Source organism: Streptomyces sp. TBY4, from assembly GCF_024213195.1.
GTDB lineage: Bacteria > Actinomycetota > Actinomycetes > Streptomycetales > Streptomycetaceae > Streptomyces.
In genome coordinates this window covers 466,801-492,787 of the sequence record NZ_JANAVF010000001.1, presented here as the reverse complement: position 1 = coordinate 492,787, position 25,987 = coordinate 466,801, and the positions used below count along the sequence as shown (strand labels likewise).

The following is a 25,987-nucleotide window of genomic DNA, read 5'->3' as shown; positions in this document are numbered from 1 at the left end:
CTTCGCCGCTCCCGCACAACCCACATTCGTGGGGTTGTTTCACGGGTCCGCCGCGCGCAGTCTCGGTTGCGTCCCCGATCGAATGCGACAGCGAAAGGTGGAAGCATGTCCTTCAACGCCCTGGAGTCCCTGCGTGCGGCCGGCGTCATCGGCGGCACGATGGCGCCCGCTCTCGAAGAGTTCTACGCCAGCCTGACCCCCGAGGAGACCAAGGTCCTCATCTCGACGAAGACCCGCCTCGCGGCGATCCTGCCCGACGTGGTGGCGCACTCCCAGGACTGGACCTCCCCCGAGGCCACGAAGGAGGGCTTCGAGGCCGCGATGCTGTGTGCCTGCGGCCTCTGGTCGGGATCGGGCCAGGCCGAGAACTGACCGTTTCACAGGCGGGGTCCGGCGGCCACTCGCGTCGGGCCGCGCCTGTGCCAGCCCAGAGAGAGGAGGCGGGATGCGCGGAAACCTGATCCGGAACCTGTCGTTGTTCGAGGTCCCCGAGGACCTGACGTACTTCGTGCACGGCGAGGACCACCTCGTGGTCAACCCGGAGGTGGCCGCCCGGTGCGTCCTCACCGGACGTGAGTTCCGGATCCTCGAAGCCCTGGCGTCCGCCCGGGCCCGCGGGGAGCAGCCGGGGCTGGAGCAGAACGACGAGACGGAACGCGTTCTCGCCAAGCTCATCCTGAACTGGATCGTGTACTTCAACGGCAACAAGCCCAAGGTCAAGCTGAGCGAACCGCCCCTGGGCGTCGCGTACTACGCCATCACCGACGGCTGCAACCTGCGCTGCCCCTACTGCTACGCCTCCTCCGAGAAATGCCTTCCGGGCGAGCTCGACACCGCCGAGTCCCTGGACCTGGTCTCGCAGATCGCCGATTTCGGCGCCGGGACCGTCATCTTCACCGGCGGCGAACCGATGCTCCGCAAGGACCTGTTCCAGATCGTCGAGCACGCGAAGAGCAGCGGCCTGAAGGTCAACATCATCACCAACGCCACGATGATCCGGACCCAGGAGAAGGCCGACCGGTTCGCCGAGCTCTTCGACGCCGTCACCGTGAGCCTCGACGGAGGAACGGCCGAGACCCACGACCGCACCCGCGGCAAGGGCGCGTTCGCCAAGACCCACCGGGCGATCCAGCTCCTCAACGCGGCCGGGGTGAAACCGGCCATCAACCACATCGTCACCTCGGACAACGTCCACGAGCTGGAGGACTTCGCCTCCTTCCTCGACGGGATCGAGATCCACAGCGTCCGCCTGATGAACCACAACGACCTCGGCCGCGGTGCCGGAGACGACTACGACTTCGGCTGGCAGGACCACCTGAAGGTGCAGCAGCTCGTCTGGACCTCGCCGGTCGCCGGGAAGCTCAAGCCGGACGGCCCGAGGCCGGTCACCGCGTGCTCGGTCAAGGGCAACTGCGGCATGGGCGGCAACGAGATCTACGTGAACTCCCTCGGCGACGTCTACCCGTGCAAACTCATCACGGGCAAGGGGGAGTTCGCCGGAAACATCCGGAAGCAGCGGCTGTCGGAGATCTTCGCGAGCCCCGTCCTGACCTCGATGCGCCGAAGCACCGTGTACGGCGGGGAGTTCCACGCCGACTGCGAGAAGTGCTACATCAAGGCGAGCTGCGGCGGCGGATGCCGGGCCGCGCACATGTCGGAGTCCGGGGACCTGCGGCGCAACAGCCGCCACCTGTGCCGGATCCTGCGGCACGGCGTCACCACGCAGCTGTGGCAGGAGACCGGCGTGACCCGCGCCGAACTGGCCCTGAACGGGCTGGAGATGACGGTCCCGCGGCTGGTCGCCAGCGGAGAGGTGCACGAGGCCCACGAGCAGTGGAAGACCTACGTCCGCCCGCCGGCCCCCGTGCCCGGGATCAAGGTGGGCGAACTGATTCCGATCATGCCGGTGAACAGGAGGCTGGGAGATGTCCCTGCACATCAGTGACGCGGTGATCTGGCAGGAGACCGGCGACGGCATCTCGCTCTATCACAGCGAGTCCGGGGACTTCCGCACCCTGAACGCGACGGCCGCCCAGATCTGGGCCCTCGTGGAGAGCGACGGGGACCGGGAGACGGTCATCAGGAACCTGTCGCTGCTGTTCGCCGGGCACAACCCGGTGATGACGGCCCGGATCCGCGCGGAGGTCGACGCCTTCATCGGCTCCATGATCGAAGCCGGCCTCATCGAGGAGACCGGAGCCGGAGCGCAGGCCGGGCCGGAAGCCGCGACGCGGAGCGAGCCGGCCGCGCGGTCATGACCAGGGCCGTCGTCCTCGGCGGAGGCTTCGCGGGGGTGCTGGTGGCCCGGGTGCTCTCCCGGCACGTCGACGAGGTCACCGTCGTCGAGGGCGGCCGCTACCCGGCCGGCCCCGGGGTCCGGCCGGGGCTGCCGCAGGCCTTCCACAGCCACGTGCTGGTGACCGCCGGCGCCGAGGCGCTGGACGCGCTGCTCCCCGGCACGCTGGAGGCGCTCCTCGCCCGGGGCGCGCACCGCCGCGGCCTGCCGGACGGCGCGCTGATCCTGAGCGCGGACGGCTGGTTCCGCCGCCACGAGACCGGAGCCTTCATGGTCTCGTGCAGCCGCTGGCTGATGGACCACGTCATCCGGCAGCGGGCCCTGGCCGACGGGGCGGTCACCGTGCGGGAGCGCACCCGGGTCCTGGGACTCGTAGGAGACACGTCGCGGGTGACCGGTGTCCTGGTCGCGGACGAGGACGGCTCCCGTACGACCCTGCGCGCCGACCTCGTGGTGGACGCGACGGGCCGGCGCTCGCGGGCCGGACGATGGCTGTCCGAGATCGGCGGAGCCGCCGTCGAGGAGAAGGTGCTCGACCCGGGCATGGCGTACTCCACCCGGATCTACCGGGCGCCCCCCGGCCTCGCCGCCGACCTCCCGGCGATCATGCTGCACCCGCGGCCTTCGAGCGGCCGTCCGGAGTACGGGGCCACGCTGTTCCCCATCGAGGACGGCCGGTGGATCTTCACCCTGACCGGCACACGCGATGCCCGGCCGCCCGCGGACGAGCCGGGATTCACGGACTGCGCCCGCTCGCTGCGCTCCCCGATCGCGGCCGAGCTGCTGGCCGCGGCCGAACCCCTGGGCAGGGTCAGGCCGTTCCGTGCCACCGCGAACCGGCGGAGGTACTTTGAGCGACTGCCCCCGCCCGACGGATTCCTGGTCATCGGGGACGCACTGACGGCGGTGAACCCCGTCTACTCGCACGGGATGTCCGTGGCCCTGCTCAGTGTCGTCCGGCTGGACCGGGAGCTGGCGCGGCGCGGTGCCCGGCCCTCCGTGCTGCCCTTCGTCCAGGCCGCCGTGGCGGAAGTGGCCTCCGAGTCCTGGCGGATGGCGACCGAGCAGGACCGGGCACGGGCCGCCGCAGTCGCGGAGGGTTCCGGGAGGCCCCGGTCCCCCGCCGGGGAGCAGATGCGGGCCCGGATGTCCCGCGAGGTGCTCAGCAGCCCGGCGCTGATGAGCCGGCTGTTCCGCGCGCAGACGCTGGTCCCCTCCGGGGCGGCCCCGCCGGCGGCCCTCCCCGCGTCCTCCGCGGGCCGCTCCGCGGCCCCGCCGCTCGACACCGACGAGGCGGTCGCGCAGTTCCCCGGGCTCCGCGACTGGTGGTTCTCGGAGCGCGGCCTCCAGCCATCCGTTCCGGGAAGGGAACCGTGACCCCGCAGGCCGTACCGCTGATCCCGCACTCCGTCCTCTTCGGTAACCCCTCGTACCTCGTGCCCGAGATCTCCCCGGACGGGACCCGTCTCGTCTACCTGGCACCGGACGAAGGCGTGCTCAACGTGTGGACGGCTCCGGTGGACCGGCCCGGGGAGGCGCGGCCCGTCACGCACGACCGGGGCCGCGGCATCCGGACGTACGGCCTGTGCCACGACGACCGGACCCTCTTCTACCTGCGCGACCGGGACGGCGACGAGAGCTGGCGGATCCACCTCGTCGACCTGGTCACCGGCCGGGAGCGCTGCGCCACGCCCTTCGACGGGGTGCAGGCGCGGGTGCTGGCGCACAACCGGTGGCACCCGACGACCCTGCTGATCGGGCTGAACAAGGACCGGCCCGGGCTGCACGACGTCTACGCCCTCGACCTGTTGACGGACCGGCTCACCAAGGTCGCGGAGAACCCCGGGTACATGAGCTGGATCGTCGACACCGACCTGCGGGTGCGCGGCGGCACGGTGATGAAGGCCGACGGCGGCCTGTCCGTGTTCCTCGACCCGCCGGAGGGACCGGAGCCGGACGGTCCCGGCGGTTTCGGCGGGCCGGACGCCGCCCCGCCCTGGCTCGACGTGCCCTACGAGGACGCCATGGGGACCCGCGTCCTCGGCTTCTCGCGCGACGGAGCCACCTGCCACCTCCTGTCCTCCATCGGGGCCAACGCCGGCCGCCTGTTCGCCGTGGACCTCGCGACCGGGCGGCGCACCCTGCTCGCGCAGGACCCGGTGTACGACGTCAAGCAGGTGGAGTTCGACCCGGTGAGCCGGCTGCCGCAAGCGGTGCTGTTCGCGAAGGACCGCGACGAATGGGCCTTCCTCGACGAGGAGTTCGGCAAGGACATCGGCCGGATCCGCGCCGAGCTGGCCCTCCTGTCGGTCGACGGCGAGGTCTACGTGGACCGCACCGACCGGAGCGGGCGGCTGTGGACGGTCTCGGTGGTGACCGGAGTCGGCCCCGTCCTCTACTACGTGTACGACCGGCCGGCCGGCGCCCTGCGCCACCTCTTCAGCCACCAGCGGGAGCTGGAGGAGTACACGCTGGCGAGGATGGAGCCCTTCGTCTTCTCCGCGCGCGACGGGGTCACGGTCCACGGCTACGTCACCTGGCCGCCCGGGGCCGAACGCGCTTCCCTGCCCGCGGTGGTGAACGTGCACGGCGGACCCTGGGCCCGCCACACCTTCGCGTTCGACGAGGAGGCACAGCTCCTCGCCAACCGCGGCTACGCCTGCATCCAGGTCAACTTCCGCGGCTCGACGGGCTACGGCAAGCACTTCCGCAACCTGGGCGCCAAACAGTGGGGCGCCGCGATGCAGACCGACCTGCTCGATGCGGTCGCCCACCTCGTCGCCGGAGGCGGGATCGACCCCGCGCGCATCGCGATCATGGGCTGCTCGTACGGGGGTTACGCGGCGCTGGTCGGAGCGGCCTTCACCCCGGAGGTGTTCACCTGCGCGATAGACCTCTGCGGTCCGTCGAACCTGCTGACGCTGCTGGCGGCCGGGGCGCCCTACCGCACCGCGCTGCGCTCCTTCATGCACGCCCAGGTGGGGGACCCGGAGACGGAGCGCGCCATGCTCTGGGAGCGCTCCCCGCTGTCACGGGTCGAGGAGATCCGCATCCCCCTGCTGATCGTCCAGGGCGCCAACGACGTCCGCGTACCCCGGGCGGAGGCCGAGCAGATCGTCGCGGCGCTGGAGGCCAAGGGACTCCCGTACGAGTACCTGCTGTTCCCCGACGAGGGCCACGGGCTGGCCCGGCCGGCCAACCGGCAGGCCTACTACGCCGCCGTCGAGCGGTTCCTCGCGGCGCACCTGGGCTGACGCGGTCAGGCCGGTCGGGCCGGTCGGGCCGGTCCGGGCGGCGCGGGCGGTGGTGCGGTCGGGTCCGCCAGGGCCGCCCGGACCAGGTTCGGGAGGTGCAGCCGGGTCTCCGCCTCCTCGTGCGCGGCCCGGACGAACCCCCCGCCCGTCAGCGCGCTCAGGCCCTCCACCACCTGGTTCACCGGCCGGCGCAGTGCTTCGGCGGCCTCGCAGGCGGTCAACGCCCGGTCGAATCGGGCCAGTTCCGTGAGGAGTCCACGAGGTCCGGGGGCCAGTCGCTCGACCCCGGACCGGATCGGGCAGCCGATCGTCCCGGGAGCCCCCGCGGGCCGGGTGGTGGCCGGAAGTCCGAGCAGCTCGGCCGCGGGCATGTCCGCGAGCCGGCGCAGGCTCAGTACCCCGCCCCCCGCGGCGGCCGCCTCCAGCGCGGCCGGCAGACCGTCCAGGGTCCGGCACAGCCGGACCGCCGCCCCCGCGTCCGCGCGCCCGAGCAGGAAGCCCGGCCGGACCTCCGAGAGCCGGTCCGCGAGGAGCCGTACCGAGGGAACGGCGGCCAGGACCTCCAGGGAGCTCGCGGCCTCCCAGTCCGGCCCCGGGACCGCGAGGGGCGCGAGCACCGTTCCCTGGACGCCGGCCACGCTCCACGGAGCCCGCGACGTACTGACCAACCGGACGCCCGGACAGTACGCGAGCAGTTCCTCCACACCGATCGGAACCCGGGCGTCGGCGACCCCGTCGAGCACGAGCAGCACCTCGTGCCGGCCGATCATCCGGCAGACCGCGGACACGTCCTGCGCACCCGATTCGACGAGGAGGCGCACGGACCGCAGCAGGGGACCGAAGGCCGCGCCGTGGCCGGCGGACGCCACCGTGCCGGGACCGATCCACAGCACCGGCCAGCCGCGCCGGGAGCTCAGCCGCGCCGCCGTCTCCGCGGCCACCCGCGACTTCCCCACGCCGGCGAGCCCCGAGAGGGAGATCATCCGGCGGTGGTCCGACTCCAGGGCCCCCACCATCGCCCGGACCTCGACGTCCCGCCCGAGGAGGGCGTTGACGGACCGGGGCACCCCCGGGCAGGGATCGGAAGTGCCGGCCGGAGCAGGCCCCCCGCCGCCGCCCAGGCCCGCGGTGACGAAGAGCTCGCGCGCCAGGCCCTCCAGCCCCAGGGCGTCCGCGAGCAGCCGGACGGTCTGCATCCGCGCGTTCACCCGGCCCGACTCCAGGGCGCGGATCGTCCGCGGGCTGACCGTCGACAGATCGGCCAGCGTCCGCTGGGTGAGCCCGGCCCGCACGCGCTTGAAGCGGAGCAGTTCGGGGAACGACGGAGCCTCGGCCTCGGCACTGGGGACCATGGCCAGGAGGGTAGGAGGGGCCCGTTCCGTCCGCGTCTCCGGTGCGTCGCCGGTCCGTCTGCGCTCCGTCTCCTCAGGCCGTCAGACCACCTTCGAACCGGTGTGCGCACCCCGGTCGAGCAGGGCCAGCGAGATGCTCAGCAGCGAGACGGCCACGGGGTCGGAGGCGTCCTTGACCACGTGCTCCGACAGCCGGGCCACCAGCTCTCCCATGCGCGGCCCCGCACCCGCTGCCTGTTCGCTGCGCCGCAGCAGCGCGAGGCTCAGTGCGGCCTGCGTGGCGAGCAGCCCCAGCAGCTCGATGTCGTCGAGCTCCCGGCCGGGGGCGTGCGCGTCGTGGGCGTGGCGGTCCAGCACCTCGATCACCCCGATGCACTCCCCGTCCGCGATGAGCGGGGCGGCCATGATGCTCGCGGGGACGTACCCGGTGGAGGCCGCGGCGTCCCGGGCGAACCGGTCCGTCGCGCCCACGTCGTCCGTGATCAGCGGCTGCCCGCTGGCGGCCACCCAGCCGGCGATGCCGGTGCCGGGCTCGAAGCGCCTGCCGACCAGGCCCTGTTCGCCCTCGCCGGCGACCGCCGCGAAGATCAGCTCACCGGTGTCGGGGCTCACCATGAAGACCGAGGACGCGGCGGCCCCGTAGATGTACCGGGCCACCGCGACGACAGACTGCAGGAGCTGACGTTCGGTGGCCATCAGATCGTGCGGCCAGGGTTTCATTCCCCGCCTCCTTCTCCTTGGGCCGATGCGTTGTGTGCCGTCCCGCCGTCCGCCGCGTTGGTGTGGTCCGCAGTGTTCGCGGCGCAGTGGTACAGGACGCTCTTGAGCTGGAACGGCGTGAGCCACGGATGCTTGCCGAGGACGAGGGCCGCGATCCCGGCGATGTGCGGCGCTGCGAAGCTGTTGCCGGTGTTGCGGACCGTGCCGCCGCCCAGGCTCGCCACCGGTACGCGCACCCCCCGGGCGCGGAACTCGACCGGGGGAGCGGGGTTGTAGTAGAAGCGCATGCCGTCCGGCTCGGCGTGGCTGGCGACCGAGATCACCGAGGCGAAGTTCCAGGGGAAGCTCTCGATCGGCAGGTTGTGCGCCGCCGCCACCACCGCGGTCCGGCGGAAGTAGGCGCGGTCGCACAACTCGCCCAGCCTGTCCCGGAATTCGACCCTGGACGTGGACAGGCTCATGCTGACGACGTCGAACCCCTCCTCGATCGCGAAGGCCAGCCCGGCGATCAGCGCCGAGGCGCTGCCGGCCCTCCCGTCGCCGAGCACCTTGAGCGAACTGAGCGACACCCGGGGCGCGATGGAGCGGATGATCCCCGCGCAGGCGGTCCCGTGCCCGGCGGTGTCGACCGGTTCGCACTCCTCCACGCGCGGAGCCCGGCCCTCGGCGCTCACCACCTGCCAGGCCCGCTCGACCGCGCCGACCAGCGGATGCTCCGCCTGGACACCGCTGTCGAGCACGCAGACCCGTACGCCCTCCCCGGTCGCGCCCTCCCACGCCCAGCGCGGGCCGATCCCCTCGAACAGGGCCGTCGGCAGGGGCTCGCCGGGGTCCCCGCCGGCCGGCATGCTCCAGGCGGGCATGCCCGAAGCGTGCGGCCGCCGCTCGCGCCGCCAGGGCGCGCCGTTCAGATCCATGCCCGTACCGCCCCCAGGGGTTTGACCGCTCCGACGGCCGCATAGCTGTCCACGGCCAGCCCGGCCATGGCCTCGGCTCCGGCCTCCTCGCCCAGCAGCCGGTGGGCCCGGGCCAGATCGAAGCAGACCTCGCCCCGCAGACACGGATCGTCGAGGTCCCGCAGCAGCCGCAGCACCTCGGCCCGCGCCGCCGGATCGGCGCGGCCTCGCGCCGCGGCGCCCAGTACGGCGGCCGACAGGCACAGGATCCGCCCCCGGACATCCATCTCGTCCTGCCGCGCGAGCAGTTCGGCGATCCTGCGGGCCGCCTCGTCCGCCCGGTCCCGGCGGGCGCACTCGCGGGCCGCCTGCACCCTCATGGTCAGCGCGACCGGTACGTAGCCGGCCCGTTCGAGGGCGTCCGCCGCGCCGCGGAAGCGCCGCTCGGCCTCCGCGTGCTCCCCGTCCAGCGAGGCGGCCAGCGCGGCCACCTGGTCCACCAGGACCCGCCCCAGGGTCAGCCGGAGCTGCACGACCACCGACTCGGCCTCCGCGAGCGCCGACCGCGCACCGCTGCGGTCCCCGGTCAGCGCCAGACAGCGCGCGCGGGCCGCCAGCGCGGGCAGCGCCAGGAACCGGTCGGCGGCGAACCGCTCCAGGAGCTCGGCGCAGCCCGCGAGCTTCTGCGCCATCGGACTCGGCGACCACTGCCGGATCTCGCACAGGGCCACCAGCAGGCGGTCCTCCTCGTACGCGTCACCGGCCTCCCGGGCATGGTCGAGCGCGGCGCAGGCCGCCTCCTCGGCCGCCCCGAACCGGCCGTGGTCCAGGTGGATCAGCATCCGCAGCTGCTCGAACCGGCACCGGGCGGACAGGTCGGCCCCCTCGCCGTCGAGCGCGGCCCGCAGCCCCTCCACATCGGCCGCCGCGACCTTGCCGAGGCGGGCGGCCAGCAGGTGCCGCTGCACCCGTACCAGGGCGGTGCCGGGGCCGGTGCCGGGCCACGCGCCCCGCTCCACCACCTCCAGCGCCCCCCGGGTGTCCCCGGACAGCATGAGGGCGTCGCTGAGCCGGACGGCCGCGACCGACCGGCACCGGTCCGGTCCGCCCCGCGCCAGTACGAGCGCCCGTCCGAGCAGCCCGATCGCCGTCGGCACATCACGCCGGCGCAGCGCCACCGTGCCCTCGGCGAGCAGGGCTCCGGCCGCCTGCCGCGCCAGTTCCGGCAGCTCCGCATCGTCCGGGCGCAGCCCCCCGAGGAGCCGGGCCGCGGCTTCGAAGTGGAAACCGGGACTGAAACCGTGCTCGGCCAGCCGCCGGTGCCAGACGACGCGCTGCTCCTTCTCCAGCCTGCCGTACGCCACTTCGTGCACCGGCTGCTGGACGAAGCGGTAGCCGCCCTCCTCCGCCGTGGCCTGGAACAGCCGCTGCCCCGCGAGTTCCGCGACCCCCGCCGCGGGCGCCGGCTCGCCCAGCAGCGCGAGCTGCTCCAGGGTGAACGAGGGGCCGATCACCGAAGCCGCGCCCAGCAGCCGCCGGCCCGGCGCGGGCAGCCGGTCGATCATGGCCCCCACCATGGCCGTGATGCTCGGAGGCACCTCGTCGACGGTCCGGCCGTTCCTGAGCCAGTCCATCATCAGCCGGATGTACAGCGGATTGCCCGCGCTGTAGAGGGCGACCCGGTCGGCCTGCCCGGCGAGGGCGAGCCCGTGCAGTTCCACCTCGTCACCGCTCCCGGTCCCGGCCAGCGAGAGCGCCAGCCGCGAGCTGTCGGCCGGGACCAGCGCCCCGACCTCGATCACGTCCGCCTCCCGGGAGGCGTCCGTCTCCCGCGCCGCGCCGGCCTCCCGAGACACGCAGACCATCAGGAGCGGGAGCTCCCGCAGGCCGTCCATCAGCTCGCCGATCAGCCGCAGGAGCGACTGCCCGGCGCACGCGAGGTTGTCCCACACCACGACGACCGGGTCGTGGGCCGCGGCGGTGAGCAGCTCGCGGGCCGCCCAGGACACCTCCTCCACGCCCGGCCCCGGACCCGGGACCGCACCGGCGCGCCGGGGGAGCGAGGCTTCGCGCAGGGCCGCGAGCACTGCGGCGATCCGCTCGTCCGCCCGCAGCAGCTCCGCGCAGGAGGGCGCCCGCCGGGCCAGCGCGTCCAGCATCTCGACCAGCGCCCCGTAGTTCCCGGCGGTGCCGTAGGACTGGCAGCTGCCGAACACGGCGACGGGCCGCGCCCCGGCCGCGACGAGGTCCTCCACGGCCTCCCGGACCAGCCGGGTCTTTCCGATGCCCGGCGGTCCGAGCACCGTCACCAGCTCCGCGCGCCGCTCCCGGGCCACCCGGTGGTAGAGCCGGCGCAGCCGGTGGCGTTCGGCGGAGCGGTCCACCATGAGGGAGTTCTCGCCGGCCCCCTCGCCGTCCCCGCCGGCGGCCGCCTCGCCGGTGACCACCAGCACCGGCACCGGCTCCGCCTTCCCCTTCAGCGCCACCGGCGGCACGGGGACCATCGTGTAGTGCGGGCGGGCCAGGTGCGCCACGGTCTCGTTCACGATGATCTCGCCGGCGACCGCCAGCGACTGGAGACGCGCGGCGAGGTTGACCACGTCGCCGACGACCCGGATGCCGGCCCGGGCCGAACGCGTCACCAGTGCCTCGCCGGCCGCGATCCCGCAATGGACCTCGACGGGAGCCGCGTCGCCGGAGGGCGTGCGCAGGTCACGGACCTCGGCGCGGATCCGCGTGGCCGTGCGCAGCGCCCGCGGGGCGTCGTCCTCCTGGGAGGTGTCGGCCCCGAAGACCGCCATGACGGCGTCGCCGATGAACTTCTCGACCACCCCGCCGTGTTCCTCCACCGCGGCCGAGCAGATCTCGTAGTACTCGTCGAGCAGCCGTTGCAGCGGCTCCGGGTCCACGCGCTCGGCGAGCCGGGTCCACCCGACCAGATCGAGGAAGAGGACGACCACCAGTCTCCGGCTCATGCGGGCTCAGAGCAGCTTCAGGTCGTGCGCCCACACCTCGGCATCCGCACCGGAATCGGCCTCGACCAGCCGCAGTTGCACCGAGACGACGACCGAGGTCTCCTCCTCGGTCAGACCCGCCAGCACCTCGCGCTGCGCGGTGCTCAACTGGTCGACCGGAAGCCCGGCTTCGCGCAGAGCGCTCAGAGGGTCGAACATGTCACCCACCCCTTTCACGGGGCCGCACGGCGGCGGCCAGACATCGATCGGCAGCAGCCGGTGCACGTAGCAGTAGGCCACCAGCTCCGCCCTGTTCCTGCAGTTGAACCGGTCGAGCAGGACACTGATCTCCTCGCCCACCGTGTGCCTGCTCAGCCGCAGCGCACGGGCCACGCGGTCGGTCGTGTGCCCCCGCGCCACCAGGGCCACGAGCACCAGGCCCCGGCTGGAGATCTCGGCACCCCGTATCGCCGTCACCGGCGCGGGGCTCCTCACGACGCACTTCTCAACGACGCACTCCCCACCACGGACTCCCCACCACGCACTCCTCACGACGTACTGCGTACGAACAACTCCCGGACCATGACGGCGGCCATGAACGAGACGCCGTGCCAGCGCGCCTTGCGTTCGAACCACAGCCAGTCCCCGTCCGGGTTGGCCTCCAGGAACACCACCTCCCCGGTGTCGGACACGAGCAGGTCGAACGCCCCGTAGCGCAGGTTCCAGGCGGCGCACAGGGTACGTACCGCCTCGGCCGCGGGGCGCGGGCAGTCGACGCGGGTCACGGTGACGCTGCCGGGATCCGTCATCGGGCTCGACGGACCGGGCTTGCCGACCTCGAAGGCGCAGATCCCGCCGTCGAGTTGGTAGACGCGCAGTTCGCGCGCGTGCTCCACGTACTCCTGGACCACGACCGGGCGCTCTCCCGCGACGCCCGGGGCCGGTCCGGAGCCCTGCCGGGCCGCCTCCCGGCCCACGACCTGGGGCAGGCAGGCCTTCCAGCCCAGCCGGTCCGGTTCGAACAGCCTGAAGTCCGGGGTCTTCACCACGAGGGTGGGCGCCCCCACCTCGCGCGCCCCCGCCGGCACGTCATTGGTGACGACCGTACGGGGCGTCCGCACCCCCAGCCGGCGCGCCTGCGCCAGCTGGCCCGGTCCGACGACCGTGCCGCCGGGCAGCGCGGTGCTCGCCGCGGCCGCCACCTGCCGGAGGAAGCCGGACCAGGACTCCGCCCGCAGCGGACTCATCGACCCCGCGGGCCGAGCCTGCGCCATGAGCGCGCAGGCGGAGCCGTGCCGGACCCAGACCACGGCCGGTCTGACCCGGCGCCCCGAAAGGTCCAGCAGGCCGGTGTCCACGTCCAGGGCCATGGACGTGGACAGGAGTTCCTCCTGCCGGATCAATACCGCCGGAGTTTCCAGAGGACCCGTCAAAGCATCGCGTACGACCTCCAATTCACGGCCGCCCGCGCAATTCACCAGAACCACGACGGATTCCCCGTCGCGGTGTTCCTCCTGCCCTGAACGGCTCATCTGCGCATGCTAGCCAACGGCGTGCTGTGCCAGGCGGCAGAACAGAGGCAGTTCCAGGGCAGCTTGGGCGCAGGGGTCGCTTCCGTGCCCTCCCGCGGGCGTAACGTCCAGCCGCAGCGAATTGATCGGCCGGAGAAGCGCCAAGAGAAACACCAAGAGAAACACCAAGGGAAACACCAATCACATTGTGGAGGGCGGACCGTGGCGAATGGTGTGGTGAACGCCGAGGAACTGACCAAGCGTTACCGCGGTAAAGAGACGCCGGCAGTCGACCGGATTTCGTTCGACATAGCCAAGGGCGAGACCATCGGGCTGCTGGGACCCAACGGTGCCGGAAAGACCACCCTGATGAAGATGATCTGCGGTGTCACCCCACCCACCACCGGGCGGATCCGGGTGTTCGGCGTGGACCCGGCCCGCGACCCGGTCGCCGCCAAGACCGGCATCGGCGCGATGCACCAGTCCGCCCCCTACGACGAGATGCTCTCGGCCCTGGACAACCTGCTGATCGCCACCCGCTTCAAGGGGCTGTCCTGGCGCACCACCCGACCCTGGGCGCTGGAGGTGGCCGAGTACCTCGGCCTGGCGGAGCACCTGTCCCGGCTCGTCTTCCAGCTGTCCGGCGGACAGCGTCAGCGGCTGCAGCTCGTACGCGCCCTGCTGACCATCCCCGAACTCCTGATCCTCGACGAGCCGTCGGCCGGACTGGACGTCGCCGGCCGGCACCAGATCGAGCGGTTCGTCCGGTGGCTCCGCGAGGAGTACGGCATGACCGTGATCTGGACCAGCCACATCATCCAGGAGCTGGAACGCAACGCCCAGCGGGTCCTGGTCATCAACAAGGGCCAGGTGGTCCGCTTCGCCCAGCCGAGCGAGCTCGTCAGCGAGTTCGGCGGAGCCCACCTGCTGGTCAGCGTCGACGACGCGGTCGGCGCCAAGGTCGTCAAGGAGTGGGCGGCCACGGCCGGGCTGACCGCGACGGCCCAGGACTCCGAGGTGCGCATCGAGAACGCGCAGGTCCGGGACGTGCTGCCGCAACTCTCCCGGCACTGCCACGACTCCGGAGTCGCGATCTCCGGAATCTCCACCGTCACCGACTCGCTGGAGCAGGTCTTCCTGCGCATGACCGGGAACGAGGGCTGACACCGTGGCCGACCTGGGATTCAAGACCACCGCACCGGTCGCGTCGGGCAAGCCGGCCGACTTCACCGCCGTCTTCTACCGCGAGTACGCCCTCCTCGCCCGCAACAGGGTCAACCTGATCCTCGGCCTGACCCCCATGCTCGTGTACCTGCTCCTGGTGAACACCTCGCTGGGCAACGTCGTCGGGAACATCACCTACCGCGGCGAAACCCTCCCCTTCGCCGTCTTCCTCCTCCCCATGGTCCTGTCCATGTCGGTGGTCAGCGCCTCCGGGACGACGGGCATGGCGATGTTCCAGGAGGAGATGAGCGGGGTGTCCACCCAGCTCTGGAGCTGGCCGCTGCGCCGGTCGCGCTTCCTGGCCGGGAAACTGCTCGCCGGGGTCTCGCTCGTGCTGGCCCAGAGCCTGCTGGCACTGGCCGTCGCCGCGATCATCTTCGACTACCCCTTCCACGCGTCGCACTGGATCTGGCTGCTGCTGGCGCTGGTGCTCTCGTCGGTGGCCTTCAACGGGCTGTACCTCGCCGCGGCCGTCCTCATCAGCGACTACCGCACCTTCATGGTCCTCACCAGCGTGTCCGTGCCCGTCCTCGTCTTCGCCGCGCCCTCGCTGTCCACCTCGCAGCAACTTCCCACCGTGCTGCGGTGGATCTCCACGGTGAACCCGGTGTCCTACGCCGTCACCGGCATGCGCGACGCCGCGATCTTCGGCCTGGGCACGGCCTGGCCCTCCCTGGTGGTGCTCGCCGTCGTCGCGATCGTCGCCAACTTCGTCGCCGGCCGGGCGCTGTTGCGGCGCACCCGGAACCTCTGACCCGCAGGAGCTCCCCACCGTGCAGAAGGACGACACCGTGCAGATCGAGGATGAGCCCCTGGCCTGGCTCGCCACCCCGGAGGACCGCTCCGTGCACCGCCTGCCGGGCACGCACCGCGCCCGACCGCCCAAGGACACCTGGGAGATGGCCGCCCGCGCGGCGGCCAAGGTGGGCGTCACCCGGGTCGCCGACATCACCCGGCTCGACTCCATCGGCATCCCCACCTTCCAGGCGATCCGGCCGCTCTCCAGAACGCTCGCCGTCTCCCAGGGCAAAGGGATGACGCCCGAACTGGCCAGGCTCTCCGCGGTGATGGAGTCGGTCGAGACCTGGCACGTGGAACAGCCCGCCCTGCCCGCACTGACCGCCTCGCCCGGCAAGCTCCGTACGCAACTGGGCTACGAGATCACCGCGTTGGCTCCCGCCACGCCCAACCTGCTGCACGAGGGGCTGCCGCTGGACTGGGTGGCGGCCAGATCCCTGGTCGACGGAGCGCGCACCCTCGTTCCCGTGAACGTGGTCCGGCTGACGCTGGAGGAGCACACCGACTGGAACCCGCCGGTGTTCTTCGAGTCGACGAACGGCCTGGCGAGCGGGAACACCCGCGTCGAGGCCGCCCTGCACGCGCTCTGCGAGGTCATCGAGCGCGACGCGATGACGGCCGCGGTCGCCGCGGGCGGGGAGATGGGCGTACGCGTCGACCCGCGCTCCCTCGGGTCGCCGGTGGCCGACGAGCTGTGCACGCTGATCGAACGGGCCGGCGTCACCCTGGAGGTCCGCCTCGTCCCGTCGCCCACCGGGCTGCCCTGCTTCCTGTCCTGGGTCGCCGACGAGGAGTACCCGGCGCCGATGTTCGGCTTCGGCTGCCACCTCAGCCCGGAGATCGCCCTCACCCGAGCCGTCTCCGAAGCGGCCCAGGCCCGGCTCGCGTACATCTCGGGGGCCCGGGACGACCTCCGGGAGGACTTCGGGCACATCGACGCCGACCGGCTGCGCAGCGCGCGCTCGGCCCCGGCTGCCGCCGGCATCGGGGGCCTCGTGGAGGAACCCGTCCCGCACGGCAGCCTGGCCGGCGCCCTCGCCCACGTCGTGAGCCGGGCGGCGGCCGCCTTTTCCCATCCGCCCCTCCTCGTCGACCTGACGCGCGAGGAGATCGGGGTCCCGGTCGTCAAGGTCGTGGCTCCGGGGAGCCGTGTATGCCCGGAGGTGTTGTAGGTGAGTGAGCACAGCGTGAACGGGTCCGGCGTGAACGCGTCCAGGGTGATCGTCTACGCGGGGCCGACCATCTCGGCCGCCGACGTCCGCGCGGTGCTCCCGGAGGCGGACGTAAGGCCGCCCGCCGGCCGGGGCGACCTCCTCGCGGACGAGTGGCACCCGGGAGACGTGGTCGTGGTCGTCGACGGCTACTTCCGGGAACGGCGTTCGGTGGGCCACAAGGAGATCCTCCAGGTGCTCACGGAGGGCGCGGAGGTGATCGGCGCCGCGAGCATGGGCGCGCTGCGGGCCGCGGAACTCGCCCCCTGCGGCATGCGGGGCCTCGGCACCGTCTTCACGATGTACGCCTCCGGGGAGATCGACGGGGACGACGAGGTGGGGGTCCTGCACGGCCCGGCCGAGATGGGCTACCCGGCGCAGACCGTGGCCCTGGTGAACCTCCGCTACGGCTGCGCGGAGGGCGCCGAGACCGACCTGGTCCCGGCCGACGCCGGGCGGCGGATCGTGGCGGCGGCCGCGGCCCTGCCCTTCACCCACCGCGGCTGGAAGGACATCGAACGGGCCCTGGACGAAGAGGACCACGACTCCCTGCGGACGCTGGAGGAGATGATCGCCTCGGGCGTCTGGGACCTGAAGCGGCTCGACGCCATGGCGGCGCTGCGCGCGATCGCGAGCCGGGGCGGCCGGGCCCCCGGTCCGGTCGCGCCCGAGGTGCCCATCACCGGCATCAGCCGGACCCAGTCCCTGGCCCGCCGCAGCCGCCGGGAGCACGCCCCCGGCCGGTGGATGTCGGACCTCGACGTACTGGACGCCGTCCGGCTGTTCGACGAGGGCTACCCGGCGCTGCACGAGGAGGTCCTGACCGGCCTCCTGGAGGAGCTCGCCGGCGCCCGGGGCATGACGCTCGAAGCGTACGCACGGGCCAGGCTGGGGCTCGACGGCCGGTCGCCGCTGCCGGACCCCCTCGCCCGCTGGTTCACGGAGGAGGAGCGCGACGGGCTCCCCGCCGCCGACCTGGTCCGGCTCCTCATGGTGCGGGTGTGGCCCGTCTGGCAGTCGGTGGACTGGCGGCCGGCGGTCCTGGCCCGGCTGCGGGACTCCGAGCGCTGGGAGGAGTGGTGCGGGCTCGTCGTCCGGGCCGACGAGGCCGCGGAGGAGGCCCGGCCCCGGCTCGTCGTCCCGCCGCCGGCGATGTGCGCGAAGCTCTTCCTGCGCCACTGGCAGGGGCGCGGCACCTCACCGGAGGTCGAGATGGCCCGGCGCGGGTTCACCGGGCCGGACGGGCTGGGCGCGGCGGTCCCGAGGTTCTTCGCCCTGGACGTCCTGCGGGGACGCGAACGCCGCAGGGCGGCGGCCCGTTGACCGCGGGCGGGTGTGGGCGTGAGTGCGAGTGCGGGGGCCTTAATATGGGAACGTGAGTGCGAATGAAGGTGAAGTGCGGCCCGACCCGAGTCCGGAGCTGAGCGGGGCGGAGCTGGCCCGGTGGTACTGGACGCTGGCCGAACTCACCGCGCTGGCACGCCGGATGGGCCTTCCGGCCGGCGGGGGGAAGGCGGCGGTCACGCAGCGGATCGCCGCCGCGCTGGACGGGCTTCCGGCCCCGGATCCGGCCCCCGCCCGGGCCGCCCGCGGCGCGGGCCGGCAGCTGGCCGCGCCCGTGGACGGTGCCAGCGTGATCCCGCCGGGGCAGCGGTGCAGCCAGGTGCTGCGGGCGTACTTCCTCCGGGAGATCGGGCCCGGCTTCCACTTCGACGCCTTCATGCGGGACTACGTGGCCCAGGGCGCGGGACGCACCCTCGCCGAGGCGGTCGCCCACTGGCACGCCACCCGGGAGCAGGCGGCCCAACCCCAGGAGATCGGGGCCCAGTTCGAGCTGAACAGATTCCTCCGGGACTGGCACGCCCGCCACCCCGAGGGGACCCGCCCGCAGGCCCTGGCCGCCTGGCGGACCCACCGCGCCGGCCCCCGGACGGCGCCCGTCACCCCCGGGCCGCGGTGACCTCCGGCTCCGCGGGCTCCGGCAGGCGCCGGGCCAGGGCCCAGGCCAGCAGGGGGAGCGCGGCGAGCGGGAGCAGGGCCGTCCGCAGTGAGGCCGCGTCGGCCGCCGCGCCGATCAGCGGGCTCGCGAGGCCGCCCACGCTGACGGTCAGGCCCAGGGTGACCCCGCTCGCGGTGCCCATGCGCGTCGGCAAGTAGTCCTGGCCCAGGGTGACCTGGAGGGAGAACGGCACGTACAGCGCGGTCGCGGCCAGCGCCGCGCAGACGTACACCAGCGGAAGAGGCAGGAACAGGATGCCCGCGACGGCCGGCCCCACCGCCGCGTAGGCGCGGCGGACGGTGGTGACGCGACCCCAGCGGGCGGCCAGCCGACCGCCGAGGAGGGTGCCGCCGGCGCTCCCGGCGAAGAGCACGAACAGGGCCGCGGCGCCGCCGGTTTCGCCGCCGCCGCGCTCCCGGACGTACAGCGCGATGAAGGTGCTCAGGCCGGTGAAGACCACCGAGCGCACGACGACCACCAGGGAGAGCCGCAGGAAGGCCCGCCGGTCGTCGGAGGGGGGCCGCGGCGGGGCCGGAGCCGGGGCGGCTCCGATCCGGTCGGCCGCCTGTTCCGCCGCCGAACGCCCGCCGGACGGCGGCCGGTTGAGGAACACGCCCAGCGCCGCCGGGGCGGCCAGCAGCCACCACCCCGCCGGGCCCGGCAGCGCCAGCGCGCCGACGACCAGCAGCGGGGCGCACGCGAAGCCGATGTTGCCGCCGAGCGCGAACCAGCTCATCGCCCCGTGCCCGGGTCCGCCCGCCGTGCGGACCATCCTGGCGGCCGCCGGGTGGTAGGCGGCGACGCCCAGCCCGGACAGGGCGACGGCGGCGAGGGTGGCCGCGTACCCGGCGTCGAGGCCGACCAGGGCCACGCCCAGCCCCGCGGCGGCGGTGGCGAGTGGGATCAGCCAGGGCATCGGCCACCGGTCGGTGAGCGCTCCGAAGAGCGGCTGGACCACGGAGGAGAGCAGCGAGGCCGCCAGCACGATGCCGGACGCGGCGGCGTAGCCGTACGCGCGCTCGGAGACGAGGAAGGGCACGAGCGCGGCGACGGCGCCCTGGTAGACGTCCACGCAGGAGTGGCCCGCGGAGAAGGCGGCCGTACGGAGCCGGGCCGGGCGCGGCGCGGCGGCGAGCACGGGTATCGGAGCAGGGGGCAGGGACGGTCTCATGGAGGTCACCGGTCGAGAATCGCCCGCGACGGAGGTGGCCCGCTTCCGATAAATTGCCGGGTGATGCAGAAAATCCGCCACACGCCGCGCGCGGCGACGAGCATCCGCGCGCTCGACACCCACCACGGCATCGATCCGCACCGCCACGACGACCACCAGATCTGCTACGCGGGCTCCGGGGTGCTGTCCGTGACCACCGACGCCGGTACCTGGGTGGCGCCCACCACCCGCGCCCTGTGGATCCCCGCGGGAACCGTGCACGAGCACCGCGCCTTCGGCCGCGTCGACCTGCACTGCGTGGGCCTACCCACCCACCTCAACCCGCTCTCCCTCTCCGCCCCGGCCGTGCTCGCCGTCGGCCCCCTGCTGCGCGAGCTGATCCTCGCCTACACCCGCGCCCCGCAGGACGGCAGCGCCGAGCGGCGGCGGATGCTGGCGGTCCTGCTCGACCAGCTGAAGGCCTCCCCGCTCCAGCCGCTGCACCTGCCCGCTCCCTCCGATCCCCGGCTGGCCGCGGTGTGCGCGCTGCTGTACGCCGATCCGGCGGATCCGCGCGGGCTGGCGGAACTCTCCGCGCAGGCCGGGGCCGGGGCGGGGGAGCGGACCCTGAGCCGGCTGTTCCGCGCCGAGCTGGGCATGACCTTCCCCCAGTGGCGGACCCAGCTGCGCCTGCACCAGGCGCTGCGGCTGCTGGCGGTCGACACCCCCGTGACGGCAGTCGCGCACCGCTGCGGCTGGTCCTCGGCGAGCGCGTTCATCGACGTGTTCCGCCGGGCCTTCGGCCACACCCCGGGGGTGCACGGCAAGGCGGCCTGAGCCTTCTGCCCGCCCGCCGCCCGGCCCCCGTCTGGCCGTACGCGCCCCGCCGGGTCAGCATGGGGGGAGGAAGCCGGTTCGGGGCCAGGCGTTCGGGAGGACCCATGGCGCACACCCCGACGACGGACGTCCTGATCGCGGGCGCCGGTCCGGTCGGCCTCAGTGCGGCCGCGGAACTGCGCCGCCACGGCGTGAGCTGCCGCCTCGTCGACCGGCTGCCCGCCCGCCTCCCTTACGCGAAGGCGGTCGGCGTCCAGCCGCGCACGCTGGAGATCTGGGACCGGATGGGCCTGGCCCGCACCGTGATGGAGACCGCGGTCGCCATGCGCGGCCAGCTGATCTACGTCAACGGCACCGAACGCGCCCGGATCGAGCTCGAGCTGCCGCCCGAAGTGCCGTACCGGTTCGCCGCGCTGCCGCAGTACGAGACCGAGCGCATCCTCGAGGAACACCTCGCGGAGCTGGGCACCGTCATCGAACGCGGCACCGAACTCCTGTCGTTCACCCAGGACGGGGGCGGGGACGGGGACGGATCCGGGACCGGAGGCGGCGTGACGAGCCTCCTGCGCACCGCCTCCGGCGGCGAGGAGGAGCTGCGCACCCGCTACCTCATCGGCTGCGACGGGGCGCACAGCACCGTGCGCAAGGGGCTCGGACTCTCCTACGAGGGCGGGGCGTTCGCCGAGGAGTACATGCTGGCCGACGTCGTGAGCGACTGGGACCTGCCCGACGGGTACGGCCTGCGGTCCATGCACCTGGGCGCCGACGGGGCCACCGACGACCTGCTGGTGTGCATCCCGCTGCCCGGCCGGGGCCGCTACCGCATGTCGATGCTGGTCCCGCCCGAACTCTCCGCGCAGCCGGGCGCCGGCCCCGGCGCGGCCGACGGAGTGACGCACGGGCTGGAGGGGGGCCGGATCCCCGAGCTCTCCCACATCCAGGCCGTCGTGGACCGCCTCGCCCCGGCCCCGGCCACGGTGTCGGACATGCGCTGGTCCTCCGTGTTCCGCATCAGCCACCGCATCGTCGACCGCTACGGCGACGGCCGCGTCTTCGTCGCGGGCGACGCCGCCCACATCCACCCGCCCACCGGGGCCCAGGGCATGAACACCGGGATCCAGGACGCCTGCAACCTGGCCTGGAAACTCGCCCTCGTCCTCCGGGAGTCGGCCGGACCCGCCCTGCTCGCGAGCTACGACGCCGAGCGCCGCCCGGTCGGCGAGGAGGTCGTCGGCCGGACCGTGCGGCACGCGACCCAGGGCATGGAGAACGAGCCGGACGATCCGCGGACCGTGCTGCTCCGCGAGGCCCAACTGCTCGTCGGCTACCGCGACGGACCGCTCGCCGGCCCTCCCTCCGGCCCCGCCGGCGCACCGCAGCCCGGCGAACGGGCCCCGGACTGCGCCGGGTTGACCCTGCCCCTCGCCGCCTATCCCTTGCGGCTGCTCGACGTCCTGCGCGGCCGGACCGGCCACGTGCTGCTCCTCTACGGGGCCGAGGGCGCGGCCCTGGCCGAGGCCGCCGAGCAGGCCCGGACCGCGGGCCCGGCGCTGGCGGAAAGCGGCACCGGCAGCCCCGGCAGCACCGACGGCGACGCCACCGGCCCGCGCACCGTGGCCGTCCTCGCCCGCGACTGCGCACCCGACGCCTCCGCCGCCCTCCCCGCCTCCGTCCCCGGATACCGGGACGCCGCCGGGGAGTTCGCCCGGCTGTACGGCGCCGAAGGCCCGACCGGATTCCTCGTACGCCCGGACGGGTACCTCGCCGCCCGCTTCCCGCTGTCCGGAACGGCGACGGCCCTCTCCGGCTACCTGGCCGCGCTGTCCGGGCAGCCGGCCTAGGCGCGCGCGTACCGCAGCAGCACCACCCCGTTGCCGAAGGTGCGGGTCTCCTCCAGCCGGAGCGGGACCAGGCCGTCGGAGGGCGGGAAGAGGGGGTGGCCGCGGCCGATGCGCACGGGCTGCACGTAGATCCGGTACTCGTCCACCAGGCCGTGGCGCAGGAACGAGGCGGCGAGGTCCGCCCCGCTCAGGGTCAGGTCGCCGCCCGGGGCGGCCTTGAGGGCGGCGACCTCCGCCGATACGACCTCACGGAGCACGGTGGCGTTCGGGTCGCGCTGCTCGGCGTCCAGGGTGCGCGAGTACACGTACTTCTTCGCGGAGCGCCAGATGCCCGCGAACTCCACCTCGGGCGGGGACGCGTCCGGATCGGTATCGGCGGTGGGCCAGTAGGCGTCCATCAGCTCGTAGGTGACCCGGCCCATCAGCATGCCGCCGACGGAGCGCAGTTCGTCGTTCATGTGCTGGTGCAGCTCTTCGTCGACGCGGTGCCAGTCGAGCTGTCGCTCCGGACCCTCGTAGTAGCCGTCGAGGGAGACCTGCGACATCAGGATGATCTTTCGCATAACGGACCAGGCTACGCGCCCTCCATACTGGACGGCGTGAAGACCGAAGCCGACACCGTCCTGTGCGCCGTCGACGGCCGTACCGGGGTGATCACCCTCAACCGCCCCAGGGCCCTCAACGCCCTCACCCACTCCATGGTGCTCCGCATCACCGAGGCCCTGACCCGCTGGGAGCGGGATCCCGGCGTGGAGCAGGTGCTCATCCGCGGCGCGGGCGAGCGGGGGCTGTGCGCCGGCGGGGACATCCGGGCCATCCACGACGACGCCAAGGCCGGGACGCGGGCCTCGGCCGCCTTCTGGCGGGACGAGTACCGGCTCAACGCGTACATCGCGCGGTATCCCAAGACCTACGTCGCCCTCATGGACGGCATCGTGATGGGCGGCGGGGTCGGCGTCTCGGCCCACGGCGGCGTCCGCGTGGTCACCGAGCGCTCCCGCGTGGCCATGCCCGAAACCGGCATCGGCTTCGTCCCCGACGTCGGCGGCACCCACCTGCTGGCCCGCGCCCCCGGCCGGCTCGGCACCCATCTGGCCCTCACCGGCTCCGCGGTGGGCGCCGCCGACGCGCTGCTGTGCGGGCTCGCCGATCACTTCGTACCCGCCGAACGGCTGCCGGCGCTGACCGCCGAGCTGGCCGCGGCCCCGGCCCGGGAGGTGCTCGGGCGGTACGCCGAGGAGCCCGGCTCCGGGCCGGGGCCGCTGGCCGGGGGGCGGGACTGGATCGACCACTGCTACGCGGCCGCCACCGTCGAGGAGATCGTGGACCGGCTGCTCGGCTACGGGGAGCCGGCGGCGAAGGAGGCCGCCGAGACGATCCTCGCCAAGTCCCCGACCGCCCTGAAGGTGACCCTGGAGGCGGTGCGCCGGGCCGCCGCGCTCGGCTCGCTGGAGCCGGTGCTGGAACAGGAGTTCACGGTCTCCTGCAACGCGCTGACCTCGCCCGACCTGGTGGAGGGCATCCGGGCGCAGGTGGTCGACAAGGACCGGATGCCGCGCTGGTCCCCGGCCACCCTCGGTGAGGTCGCCGAGGAGGACGTGGCCCGCTTCTTCGCCCCGCTCGCCGGGGACTGGGGCCCCGGGCCCGCCGCGGGGTGAACCCGCCCGCGGGCCCGGGGCGGTGCCTCAGGAGGCGGTGTCCGGGGTCTCCACCCAGTCGACCAGTTCGATGATCACACCGTTGGGGTCGGCCACCAGGAAGACCCGCTCGCCCCAGGGCTCCACGCGGGGCTCCATGACGATCGGAACGCCCTCGGCGCGCAGCCGCTCGTACTCGGCGGGCAGGTCGGCCACCGTGAACGCGAGCAGCACTCCGGAGGCGTGCCGCTCGCGGAGCTCCTCGGGGAGCACCTCCAGGCCGCGCCGTACGAAGACCACGTTCGGGCCGTCGGGGTGGGAGAGGGAGGCGAAGCCGTCGACGGCCATCGATTCCTTGAAGCCGAAGTGCTCGACCAGGAACGCGGACGAGGTGGTGACGTCCTCGACGGTGAGGCAGATGGCGGTGTCGGTGATCCGCATGGGTTCCTCCTGGGGTCCTGGGTGTCCCGAATGCTCGGGAAGCTCTGGATGTCCTGGGCTCGAGTTTTATTATACATAGTATTCTGTACGGTGTAGAAAGTTATATGAGCGGCTGCCGGAAGGCGGCGGAAAGGGGTCGGAAGTGACCACGGACCGGAGCGGTGCGGGCGACCCCGTCCGTACGTTGGAACTGCTGTGGCGGGAGCCGGGGCAGGGAGCGCCCAGCGGGCGGCGCGGACCCCGGCAGGGGCTGACGGTCGACGCCGTCGTCGACGGCGCGATCGCGCTCGCGGACGAGGCCGGGCGCGAGGGCCGGCCGGGGCTGGCCGCGCTGACGATGCGGGCGCTGGCCCAGCGGCTGGGGGTCACCCCCATGACCCTCTACACCTACGTCCCCGGCAAGGCCGAGCTGCTCGACCTGATGCTGGACTCCGCGTACCTGGCCATGGAGCGCGGCGAGCCGGGACCGGACGGGTCCTGGCGGGGGAAGGTCACCCGGGTCGCGGAGGACAACCGCGCGCTGTTCCTGCGGCACCCGTGGACCGCCGAGCTGTCCGTCACCCGCCCCCCGCTGGGGCCGGGTGTGATCGGCAAGTACGAGCACGAGCTCGCGGCCTTCGAGGGCATCGGCCTGAGCGACGTGGAGATGGACGCGGCCCTGAACCACCTCCTCGGCTTCGTCCACGCGCAGGCCCTGGCCGCCGCCGACACCGCCGCGCACAACGCCCGCCAGAGCGACCAGGAGTGGTGGGAGCTGAGCGCCCCGCTCCTGGAACGGGCCATGGACCCGGAGCGCTACCCCCTGGCCGGGCGGGTCGGCAGCGCGGTCGGCGGGTACAGCCCCGAGACCGTGTGGGACTTCGGGCTCCGCTGCGTCCTCGACGGGATCGCCCGGCTGCTGGAGCGGGAGCGGGACTGACGGGCCCTGCCCTGCGCTGCCCTACCGGTAGCCGGTGGGGTTCGCCGGGAGGTCCGGGTCCTGCACCTCGACCATGTACCGCCAGGCGTCCGGCCGGCTGCCGTCCACGTCCGTGAAGCCGTAGACCTGCGCGAGCTGCCCGCTGGAGAGCGACTGCCCGTTCCAGCGGGACAGTTCCGGGTCGGCGGCCAGGGCCGCGACCGCGCGGCCGACGTAGAGCGGGGTCTCCGAGATGCCGAAGTGCGGGACCTTCGCCAGCGCGTCCCGCCAGTTCGCCTCGGTGACGCCGAAGGCGTCGAGCATCATCTCCGACCGGAGCCAGCCCGGGGTCAGCGCCACCGCCGTCGCTCCGCGCGGGCCCACCTCGTGTCCGAGTGCGAACGCCATGCGCAGCACCGCCGACTTGGCGATGTCGTAGAAGAAGGAGACCCGGTAGCGGCCCGCGTTGTACTCCGCCGTGCCGTCCGTCATCTCCACCACCAGCCCGCCCGGCTCGCGCAGCAGCAGGGGCAGCGCGTAATGGCTGGTCACCGCATGGGTCTCCACGGCCAGCCGGAGCAGCCGCAGCCCCTTGTCCAGGTCGTGTTCCCAGACCGTGCTGTCCCACTCGAAGAGCCGCTCGCCGCCCCAGATGTCGTTCACCAGCACGTCGAGCCGGCCCTGCTCCGCGTCGATCCGCCCGACGAGGGCCTCGACCTGTTCGGGCACCAAGTGGTCGGCCACCACCGCGATTCCCCGGCCGCCCGCCGCCGTGACCAGCTCGGCGGTCTCCTCGATGGTCTCGGGCCGGTCGTACTCGGAGCGCCGGCCCCGCGTACTGCGCCCGCTCACGTACACCGTCGCGCCCCGTGCCCCCAGCTCGACCGCGATGCCCCTGCCCGCGCCACGGGTCGCTCCGGCGACCAGGGCCACCTTGCCTTCGAGATTCCGCTCCGCCTCCGCCATGA

General features: G+C 73.5%; 24 protein-coding genes. 14 read left to right on the top strand and 10 right to left on the bottom strand.

The features are described 5' to 3' along the window. The first annotated feature begins 105 nt into the window (after positions 1–105). The 5 genes from NLX94_RS02325 to NLX94_RS39245 all read left to right on the top strand — a co-directional run bounded on the left by NLX94_RS02325 (position 106) and on the right by NLX94_RS39245 (position 5,550). Complete coding sequence (locus NLX94_RS02325; RefSeq protein WP_254380840.1) at positions 106–372, top strand: StsA-related sactipeptide RiPP; 267 nt, start codon at positions 106–108, stop codon at positions 370–372. Positions 373–445: 73 nt separating this feature from the next. Beyond that, the gene (gene stsB, locus NLX94_RS02320) at positions 446–1,945 is read left to right on the top strand and encodes a StsB family radical SAM/SPASM domain sactipeptide maturase (protein ID WP_254380839.1); all 1,500 of its coding nucleotides are present in this window, start codon (positions 446–448) and stop codon (positions 1,943–1,945) included. Beyond that, a complete protein-coding gene (locus tag NLX94_RS02315) occupies positions 1,926–2,258 on the top strand; it encodes a PqqD family protein (RefSeq protein WP_254380838.1) in 333 nt (110 codons plus the stop codon). Before stsB ends, NLX94_RS02315 begins: the two co-directional genes overlap by 20 nt. Next, on the top strand, positions 2,255–3,673 hold the full coding sequence (locus tag NLX94_RS02310) for an NAD(P)/FAD-dependent oxidoreductase (protein WP_254380837.1): 1,419 nt from the start codon (positions 2,255–2,257) through the stop codon (positions 3,671–3,673). The genes NLX94_RS02315 and NLX94_RS02310 overlap by 4 nt, the downstream gene beginning before the upstream one ends. Continuing rightward, a complete protein-coding gene (locus NLX94_RS39245) occupies positions 3,670–5,550 on the top strand; it encodes a S9 family peptidase (protein ID WP_254380836.1) in 1,881 nt (626 codons plus the stop codon). The genes NLX94_RS02310 and NLX94_RS39245 overlap by 4 nt, the downstream gene beginning before the upstream one ends. A 5-nt stretch (positions 5,551–5,555) precedes the next feature. Here NLX94_RS39245 and NLX94_RS02300 read toward each other — a convergent pair whose 3' ends face one another. From NLX94_RS02300 to NLX94_RS02275, 6 genes are all read right to left on the bottom strand, one after another. Then, positions 5,556–6,902: a helix-turn-helix domain-containing protein gene (locus tag NLX94_RS02300; protein ID WP_254380835.1), complete on the bottom strand. Its 1,347-nt coding sequence runs from the start codon at positions 6,900–6,902 to the stop codon at positions 5,556–5,558. Positions 6,903–6,983: 81 nt separating this feature from the next. Beyond that, complete coding sequence (locus tag NLX94_RS02295; protein ID WP_254380834.1) at positions 6,984–7,622, bottom strand: GAF domain-containing protein; 639 nt, start codon at positions 7,620–7,622, stop codon at positions 6,984–6,986. Then, positions 7,619–8,485, bottom strand: coding sequence for a S8 family serine peptidase (locus tag NLX94_RS02290; protein WP_254380833.1), 867 nt, complete (start codon positions 8,483–8,485; stop codon positions 7,619–7,621). The genes NLX94_RS02295 and NLX94_RS02290 overlap by 4 nt, the downstream gene beginning before the upstream one ends. 44 nt (positions 8,486–8,529) lie before the next feature. Further along, complete coding sequence (locus tag NLX94_RS02285) at positions 8,530–11,493, bottom strand: adenylate/guanylate cyclase domain-containing protein (protein ID WP_254380832.1); 2,964 nt, start codon at positions 11,491–11,493, stop codon at positions 8,530–8,532. Between the two features lie 6 nt (positions 11,494–11,499). Beyond that, positions 11,500–11,949 carry a helix-turn-helix transcriptional regulator gene (locus NLX94_RS02280; RefSeq protein ID WP_254380831.1) on the bottom strand — a complete coding sequence of 150 codons (450 nt, stop codon included), beginning with the start codon at positions 11,947–11,949 and terminating at the stop codon, positions 11,500–11,502. Positions 11,950–12,020: 71 nt separating this feature from the next. Continuing rightward, positions 12,021–13,004, bottom strand: coding sequence for a hypothetical protein (locus tag NLX94_RS02275; RefSeq protein ID WP_254380830.1), 984 nt, complete (start codon positions 13,002–13,004; stop codon positions 12,021–12,023). 201 nt (positions 13,005–13,205) lie between these two features. On the opposite strand from NLX94_RS02275, the gene NLX94_RS02270 reads away from it, so the two are divergent. Genes NLX94_RS02270 through NLX94_RS02250 form a run of 5 tightly spaced genes read left to right on the top strand, consistent with a single transcriptional unit; the run spans position 13,206 to position 18,176 of the window. After that, positions 13,206–14,147: an ABC transporter ATP-binding protein gene (locus NLX94_RS02270; RefSeq protein ID WP_254380829.1), complete on the top strand. Its 942-nt coding sequence runs from the start codon at positions 13,206–13,208 to the stop codon at positions 14,145–14,147. A gap of 4 nt (positions 14,148–14,151) precedes the next feature. Next, entirely contained in the window at positions 14,152–14,961 is an 810-nt protein-coding gene (locus tag NLX94_RS02265; protein ID WP_254380828.1) for an ABC transporter permease, read from the top strand. Positions 14,962–14,980: 19 nt separating this feature from the next. Then, entirely contained in the window at positions 14,981–16,177 is a 1,197-nt protein-coding gene (locus tag NLX94_RS02260) for a YcaO-like family protein (protein ID WP_254380827.1), read from the top strand. Then, positions 16,178–17,539 (top strand): TfuA domain-containing protein, encoded by a 1,362-nt coding sequence (locus NLX94_RS02255; protein WP_254380826.1) that lies wholly within the window; start codon positions 16,178–16,180, stop codon positions 17,537–17,539. Between the two features lie 52 nt (positions 17,540–17,591). Next, positions 17,592–18,176 (top strand): DUF6434 domain-containing protein, encoded by a 585-nt coding sequence (locus NLX94_RS02250; protein ID WP_254380825.1) that lies wholly within the window; start codon positions 17,592–17,594, stop codon positions 18,174–18,176. Here NLX94_RS02250 and NLX94_RS02245 read toward each other — a convergent pair. Continuing rightward, the gene (locus tag NLX94_RS02245) at positions 18,157–19,386 is read right to left on the bottom strand and encodes an MFS transporter (protein WP_302168725.1); all 1,230 of its coding nucleotides are present in this window, start codon (positions 19,384–19,386) and stop codon (positions 18,157–18,159) included. The genes NLX94_RS02250 and NLX94_RS02245 overlap by 20 nt on opposite strands. 63 nt (positions 19,387–19,449) lie before the next feature. Between NLX94_RS02245 and NLX94_RS02240 the strand changes: the two genes are divergently transcribed. Together NLX94_RS02240 and NLX94_RS02235 are read left to right on the top strand one after the other, a co-directional pair. Further along, positions 19,450–20,202: a helix-turn-helix transcriptional regulator gene (locus NLX94_RS02240; RefSeq protein WP_254380823.1), complete on the top strand. Its 753-nt coding sequence runs from the start codon at positions 19,450–19,452 to the stop codon at positions 20,200–20,202. Between the two features lie 104 nt (positions 20,203–20,306). Beyond that, positions 20,307–22,043, top strand: coding sequence for an FAD-dependent monooxygenase (locus NLX94_RS02235; RefSeq protein ID WP_254380822.1), 1,737 nt, complete (start codon positions 20,307–20,309; stop codon positions 22,041–22,043). On the opposite strand, the gene NLX94_RS02230 is transcribed toward NLX94_RS02235, so the two are convergent. Further along, on the bottom strand, positions 22,040–22,606 hold the full coding sequence (locus NLX94_RS02230; protein WP_254380821.1) for a dihydrofolate reductase family protein: 567 nt from the start codon (positions 22,604–22,606) through the stop codon (positions 22,040–22,042). The two genes, NLX94_RS02235 and NLX94_RS02230, sit on opposite strands and share 4 nt — an antisense overlap. A gap of 36 nt (positions 22,607–22,642) precedes the next feature. On the opposite strand from NLX94_RS02230, the gene NLX94_RS02225 reads away from it, so the two are divergent. Continuing rightward, positions 22,643–23,701: an enoyl-CoA hydratase/isomerase family protein gene (locus NLX94_RS02225; RefSeq protein WP_254380820.1), complete on the top strand. Its 1,059-nt coding sequence runs from the start codon at positions 22,643–22,645 to the stop codon at positions 23,699–23,701. A 27-nt stretch (positions 23,702–23,728) separates the two neighbouring features. On the opposite strand, the gene NLX94_RS02220 is transcribed toward NLX94_RS02225, so the two are convergent. After that, entirely contained in the window at positions 23,729–24,121 is a 393-nt protein-coding gene (locus NLX94_RS02220) for a VOC family protein (RefSeq protein ID WP_254380819.1), read from the bottom strand. Between the two features lie 142 nt (positions 24,122–24,263). Between NLX94_RS02220 and NLX94_RS02215 the strand changes: the two genes are divergently transcribed. Beyond that, on the top strand, positions 24,264–25,040 hold the full coding sequence (locus NLX94_RS02215) for a TetR/AcrR family transcriptional regulator (RefSeq protein WP_254380818.1): 777 nt from the start codon (positions 24,264–24,266) through the stop codon (positions 25,038–25,040). 21 nt (positions 25,041–25,061) lie between these two features. Here NLX94_RS02215 and NLX94_RS02210 read toward each other — a convergent pair whose 3' ends face one another. Beyond that, positions 25,062–25,985, bottom strand: coding sequence for an SDR family oxidoreductase (locus tag NLX94_RS02210; RefSeq protein WP_254380817.1), 924 nt, complete (start codon positions 25,983–25,985; stop codon positions 25,062–25,064). Positions 25,986–25,987: the final 2 nt, after the last annotated feature.

What these genes read in the sequence shown, in the direction of transcription:
- NLX94_RS02245 (WP_302168725.1), bottom strand. Translation starts at nt 19,386, where the DNA reads ATGAGACCGTCCCTGCCCCCTGCTCCGATACCCGTGCTCGCCGCCGCG.
- NLX94_RS02290 (WP_254380833.1), bottom strand. Translation starts at nt 8,485, where the DNA reads ATGCCCGCCTGGAGCATGCCGGCCGGCGGGGACCCCGGCGAGCCCCTG.
- NLX94_RS02295 (WP_254380834.1), bottom strand. Translation starts at nt 7,622, where the DNA reads ATGAAACCCTGGCCGCACGATCTGATGGCCACCGAACGTCAGCTCCTG.
- NLX94_RS02325 (WP_254380840.1), top strand. Translation starts at nt 106, where the DNA reads ATGTCCTTCAACGCCCTGGAGTCCCTGCGTGCGGCCGGCGTCATCGGC.
- NLX94_RS02220 (WP_254380819.1), bottom strand. Translation starts at nt 24,121, where the DNA reads ATGCGGATCACCGACACCGCCATCTGCCTCACCGTCGAGGACGTCACC.
- NLX94_RS02235 (WP_254380822.1), top strand. Translation starts at nt 20,307, where the DNA reads ATGGCGCACACCCCGACGACGGACGTCCTGATCGCGGGCGCCGGTCCG.
- stsB (WP_254380839.1), top strand. Translation starts at nt 446, where the DNA reads ATGCGCGGAAACCTGATCCGGAACCTGTCGTTGTTCGAGGTCCCCGAG.
- NLX94_RS02210 (WP_254380817.1), bottom strand. Translation starts at nt 25,985, where the DNA reads ATGGCGGAGGCGGAGCGGAATCTCGAAGGCAAGGTGGCCCTGGTCGCC.
- NLX94_RS02315 (WP_254380838.1), top strand. Translation starts at nt 1,926, where the DNA reads ATGTCCCTGCACATCAGTGACGCGGTGATCTGGCAGGAGACCGGCGAC.
- NLX94_RS02285 (WP_254380832.1), bottom strand. Translation starts at nt 11,493, where the DNA reads ATGAGCCGGAGACTGGTGGTCGTCCTCTTCCTCGATCTGGTCGGGTGG.
- NLX94_RS02300 (WP_254380835.1), bottom strand. Translation starts at nt 6,902, where the DNA reads ATGGTCCCCAGTGCCGAGGCCGAGGCTCCGTCGTTCCCCGAACTGCTC.
- NLX94_RS02275 (WP_254380830.1), bottom strand. Translation starts at nt 13,004, where the DNA reads ATGAGCCGTTCAGGGCAGGAGGAACACCGCGACGGGGAATCCGTCGTG.
- NLX94_RS02240 (WP_254380823.1), top strand. Translation starts at nt 19,450, where the DNA reads ATGCAGAAAATCCGCCACACGCCGCGCGCGGCGACGAGCATCCGCGCG.
- NLX94_RS02230 (WP_254380821.1), bottom strand. Translation starts at nt 22,606, where the DNA reads ATGCGAAAGATCATCCTGATGTCGCAGGTCTCCCTCGACGGCTACTAC.
- NLX94_RS02310 (WP_254380837.1), top strand. Translation starts at nt 2,255, where the DNA reads ATGACCAGGGCCGTCGTCCTCGGCGGAGGCTTCGCGGGGGTGCTGGTG.